This window comes from Acinetobacter sp. YH12132 (assembly GCF_013418645.1).
GTDB classification, from domain to species: domain Bacteria; phylum Pseudomonadota; class Gammaproteobacteria; order Pseudomonadales; family Moraxellaceae; genus Acinetobacter; species Acinetobacter indicus.
In genome coordinates this window covers 1-4,903 of sequence record NZ_VPBR01000033.1, presented here as the reverse complement: position 1 = coordinate 4,903, position 4,903 = coordinate 1, and the positions used below count along the sequence as shown (strand labels likewise).

General features: G+C 45.5%; 4 protein-coding genes and 1 pseudogene. All 5 read left to right on the top strand.

Features of this window, described 5'->3' with window-relative positions; genetic code table 11:
- On the top strand, positions 1-1,269 hold a 1,269-nt coding region (locus FTU67_RS14070; protein ID WP_179989166.1), incomplete at its 5' end, for an IS91-like element ISVsa3 family transposase.
- 570 nt (positions 1,270-1,839) lie between these two features.
- Complete coding sequence (locus FTU67_RS14060; protein WP_044502095.1) at positions 1,840-2,217, top strand: hypothetical protein; 378 nt, start codon at positions 1,840-1,842, stop codon at positions 2,215-2,217.
- Positions 2,218-2,240: 23 nt separating this feature from the next.
- Complete coding sequence (gene tet(X) / locus FTU67_RS14055; RefSeq protein ID WP_044502094.1) at positions 2,241-3,377, top strand: tetracycline-inactivating monooxygenase Tet(X); 1,137 nt, start codon at positions 2,241-2,243, stop codon at positions 3,375-3,377.
- A gap of 17 nt (positions 3,378-3,394) precedes the next feature.
- Entirely contained in the window at positions 3,395-4,255 is an 861-nt protein-coding gene (gene estT / locus FTU67_RS14050; protein WP_077782102.1) for a macrolide hydrolase EstT, read from the top strand.
- A gap of 56 nt (positions 4,256-4,311) precedes the next feature.
- Positions 4,312-4,788, top strand: a pseudogene (locus FTU67_RS14045) (GMP synthase (glutamine-hydrolyzing)); the annotation flags it as partial.
- Positions 4,789-4,903 lie beyond the last annotated feature (115 nt).

Genomic DNA, 4,903 nt, shown 5'->3' with positions numbered 1-4,903 from the left:
TGCGAGTCTTGCCACGCCGAGCACCTGGTCGCTTTCAGCTGTAAGCGTCGCGGTTTCTGCCCGAGCTGTGGGGCGCGGCGGATGGCCGAAAGTGCCGCCTTGCTGGTTGATGAAGTACTGCCTGAACAACCCATGCGTCAGTGGGTGTTGAGCTTCCCGTTTCAGCTGCGTTTCCTGTTTGCCAGCCGGCCCGAGATCATGGGGTGGGTGCTGGGCATCGTTTACCGCGTCATTGCCACGCACCTGGTCAAGAAAGCGGGCCATACCCACCAAGTGGCCAAGACGGGCGCGGTCACCCTGATCCAGCGTTTTGGATCGGCGCTCAATCTGAATGTTCACTTCCACATGCTGTTTCTCGACGGTGTGTATGTCGAGCAATCCCACGGCTCAGCGCGTTTCCGCTGGGTCAAGGCGCCGACCAGCCCAGAGCTCACCCAGCTGACGCACACCATCGCCCACCGGGTGGGTCGCTATCTGGAACGGCAAGGCCTGCTGGAACGGGATGTCGAAAACAGCTATCTGGCCTCGGATGCGGTGGATGACGACCCGATGACACCCCTGCTGGGGCACTCGATCACTTACCGTATCGCTGTCGGTTCACAGGCGGGGCGAAAGGTGTTCACTTTGCAAACTCTGCCGACCAGTGGTGATCCGTTCGGTGACGGGATTGGCAAGGTAGCCGGGTCCAGCCTGCACGCCGGCGTGGCGGCCAGGGCCGATGAACGCAAGAAGCTCGAACGGCTGTGCCGGTACATCAGCCGCCCGGCGGTATCCGAGAAGCGGCTGTCGTTAACACGAGGCGGCAACGTGCGCTACCAGCTCAAGACGCCGTACCGGGACGGCACCACGCACGTCATTTTCGAACCATTGGATTTCATTGCAAGGCTGGCCGCCCTGGTACCGAAGCCCAGAGTCAACCTAACCCGCTTCCACGGGGTGTTCGCACCCAACAGTCGGCACCGGGCGTTGGTCACGCCGGCAAAACGGGGCAGGGGCAACAAGGTCAGGGTGGCTGATGAACCGGCAACACCAGCACAACGGCGAGCGTCGATGACATGGGCGCAACGGCTCAAGCGTGTTTTCAATATCGACATCGAGACCTGCAGCGGCTGCGGCGGCGCCATGAAAGTCATCGCCTGCATTGAAGACCCTATAGTGATCAAGCAGATCCTTGATCACCTGAAGCACAAAGCCGAAACCAGCGGGACCAGGGCGTTACCCGAAAGCCGGGCGCCACCGGCTGAGCTGCTCCTGGGTCTGTTTGACTGACGAGCCTGAAGGCCAACGATACCAATCAAAATGCTGCGTTCACAGCGCCGCGGCAGGGATCCGCCGTGCTGGTTGTCGGAAAAGGAGCCGCTAGTGGGAAAGAGGAGGGTAAATTTTCAGCGTTGCTGGCTCCCCGTCAGCCGGATTGGGTTGCATCGCAGGGGTGTCGAAAGAGTCAACTGCGGTCCAAAGCTGTTGGACTTGGGTGAAAAGGGCGTTTATTCTTCCTATACGTTGTTCAGAATAACATTGTTCCGCCAACAATCAATTCGGTAGATATTGAACCTGAATATAGGGATATATTTAACTTGACGTTACACCAATCACAACAACGGCAAGTGAATTACGCAATGAGTAATACTTTTGGTTTTGGCGGACACATTGCCACAAGTATTTTTAAAAAATATGCTGAATAGAGAGTAGGTGCTAACTTCGGTTTGCTCGTGTTGGCGCTAAATCGAAAGTTCAAGTATCCCAACATGTTCCTTCGTATAGAAGTTAAAAGTTGGCAATTATCGTAGAACAACCTACAGACAACACCAATATGTAACCGATAAATAATTACAAAATATGACCGACAGAGTAAACATCATCAATAACTACATCGATGGATACAACCAATTTGATATCAAAAAAATGGTTGCAGACCTTGACGATAATATTGTTTTTGAAAACATTCAAAATAATGATATAAGTTTATCGCTGAAAGGGTTAACAGCGTTTAAACAACAGGCAGAAACAGCAAAAACATACTTTGCAAAGAGAACACAGACAGTTAAATCGTTTAGGCATTTTGACAACAGCACTGAAATAGAAATTGATTATACAGCAATTTTAGCAATTGACTTTCCGAACGGCTTAAAAAAAGGGCAAAAGCTAAAGTTATCAGGAAAATCCGTGTTTGAATTTAAAAAAAACAAAGTGATTAAATTGACAGACATTAGTTGACATTAAAACCAGCGAACAAGAATATGACTTTACTAAAACATAAAAAAATTACAATAATTGGTGCCGGGCCTGTTGGATTAACAATGGCGAGATTGTTACAGCAAAACGGCGTGGACATTACAGTTTACGAGAGAGACAAAGACCAAGATGCAAGGATTTTTGGTGGGACACTTGATCTGCACAGGGATTCGGGACAGGAAGCAATGAAAAGAGCGGGATTGTTACAAACTTATTATGACTTAGCTTTACCAATGGGTGTAAATATTGTTGATGAAAAGGGCAATATTTTAACCACAAAAAATGTAAGACCCGAAAATCGTTTTGACAATCCTGAAATAAACAGAAATGACTTAAGGACTATCCTATTAAATAGTTTACAAAATGATACCGTCATTTGGGATAGAAAACTTGTTACCCTTGAACCTGATAAGGAGAAGTGGATACTAACTTTTGAGGATAAATCGAGTGAAACAGCAGATCTGGTTATTATTGCCAATGGTGGAATGTCTAAAGTAAGAAAATTTGTTACCGACACGGAAGTTGAAGAAACAGGTACTTTCAATATACAAGCCGATATTCATCAACCGGAGGTGAACTGTCCTGGATTTTTTCAGCTTTGCAATGGAAACCGGCTAATGGCTGCTCATCAAGGTAATTTATTATTTGCGAATCCTAATAATAATGGTGCATTGCATTTTGGAATAAGTTTTAAAACACCTGATGAATGGAAAAGCAAAACGCGGGTAGATTTTCAAGACAGAAATAGTGTCGTTGATTTTCTCCTGAAAAAATTTTCCGATTGGGACGAACGCTACAAAGAACTGATTCGTTTGACATCATCTTTTGTAGGGTTAGCGACACGAATATTTCCCTTAGATAAGTCTTGGAAAAGTAAGCGTCCATTACCCATAACGATGATTGGAGATGCTGCTCATTTGATGCCTCCTTTTGCAGGACAAGGCGTAAACAGTGGGTTGATGGATGCCTTGATATTGTCGGATAATCTGACCAATGGGAAATTTAACAGCATTGAAGAGGCTATTGAAAATTATGAACAGCAAATGTTTGCTTATGGAAGAGAAGCACAGGCAGAATCAATAATAAACGAAACGGAAATGTTCAGCCTCGACTTTTCTTTCCAAAAACTAATGAATCTATAAAACAGAAAGGCGAGGAAATGAAAGAGAAAATAGTTAAAAAAAACGGAATAAGACTTTTTACCGAAAGTTTTGGATGTGAAAAAGATCCGGCAATACTCTTGATTGCGGGAGCAACGGTATCCATGTTGTATTGGGATGCTGAATTTTGCCAGAAACTATCTGAAAAGGGATTTTTTGTTATTCGCTACGACAATAGGGACGTAGGAAAATCTACTAATTACGAACCGGGTTCAACCCCCTATGATATTGTTGACTTAACCCATGATGCTATTTCAATTTTGGACGGCTATAAAATAGTCAAAGCCAATTTTGTGGGAATTTCACTGGGCGGACTGATTTCTCAAATAGCATCAATAAAATATGCCGACAGGGTAAGTTCAATAACACTAATCTCATCAGGTCCTTGGGGCGACTCAGACCCCACAATTCCTGAAATGGATACGCGTATTTTAGATTTTCACGGAAAAGCTGAAACCGTAGATTGGACAAATGAAGACAGTGTGGCAAATTATTTAATTCAAGGTGCTGAATTGATGAGCGGCAGGAAACAATTTGACAAACAAAGAAGTGAAAAACTGATTAGAGCCGAATTTAAAAGAGCTAATAACTATATAAGTATGTTCAATCATGCGGCACTGCAAGGTGGTGAAGAATACTGGAACAGATTGAGCGAAATCAATCAACCAACCTTAATTGTACACGGAACGGACGATAAAATATGGCATTTTAAGAATTCAGCAGTTTTACTTGAAAAGATAAACGGCTCAAAACTAATAACGCTTGATGGAACCGGACACGAACTACATTTCGAAGATTGGAATAAAATTATTGATGGAATAACGCAACATACAACAAATAACAAAAGAATGAACAAATAGGGTATTATGTATTTCCAAATCAACGGTTTAGAGATTGAAGCTAATATCAATGTGTTATGACGCTCAAGCTGGTGGAGCCGCTGCGCGAGCTGTTTAAAGATGAGGTGCGCAAGATCGGTATGGAGTTAGGTCTGCCCTACGACATGGTTTACCGTCATCCCTTCCCTGGCCCTGGCTTGGGTGTGCGTATTCTTGGCGAAGTAAAAAAAGAATATGCCGACAGGTTGCGCTTGGCTGATGCCATCTTTATCGAAGAGCTGTATGCCGCTGACCTGTATCACAAAACCAGCCAAGCCTTCGCTGTATTCTTGCCAGTGAAGTCGGTTGGCGTAGTGGGCGATGCCCGCCGCTATGAGTATGTGGTGGCATTGCGCGCAGTAGAAACTATCGATTTTATGACAGCGCGCTGGGCACACTTGCCGTATGAGTTTTTAGAAACGGTTTCTAGCCGCATCATTAATGAGATTCCCGGTATTTCGCGGGTAACCTACGATGTTTCCTCAAAGCCGCCGGCAACTATTGAGTGGGAGTGACGGGCACTGGCTGGCAATGTCTAGCAACGGCAGGCATTTCGGCTGAGGGTAAAAGAACTTTCCGCTAAGCGATAGACTGTATGTAAACACAGTATTGCAAGGACGCGGAACATGC

What these genes read in the sequence shown, in the direction of transcription:
- estT (WP_077782102.1), top strand. Translation starts at nt 3,395, where the DNA reads ATGAAAGAGAAAATAGTTAAAAAAAACGGAATAAGACTTTTTACCGAA.
- FTU67_RS14060 (WP_044502095.1), top strand. Translation starts at nt 1,840, where the DNA reads ATGACCGACAGAGTAAACATCATCAATAACTACATCGATGGATACAAC.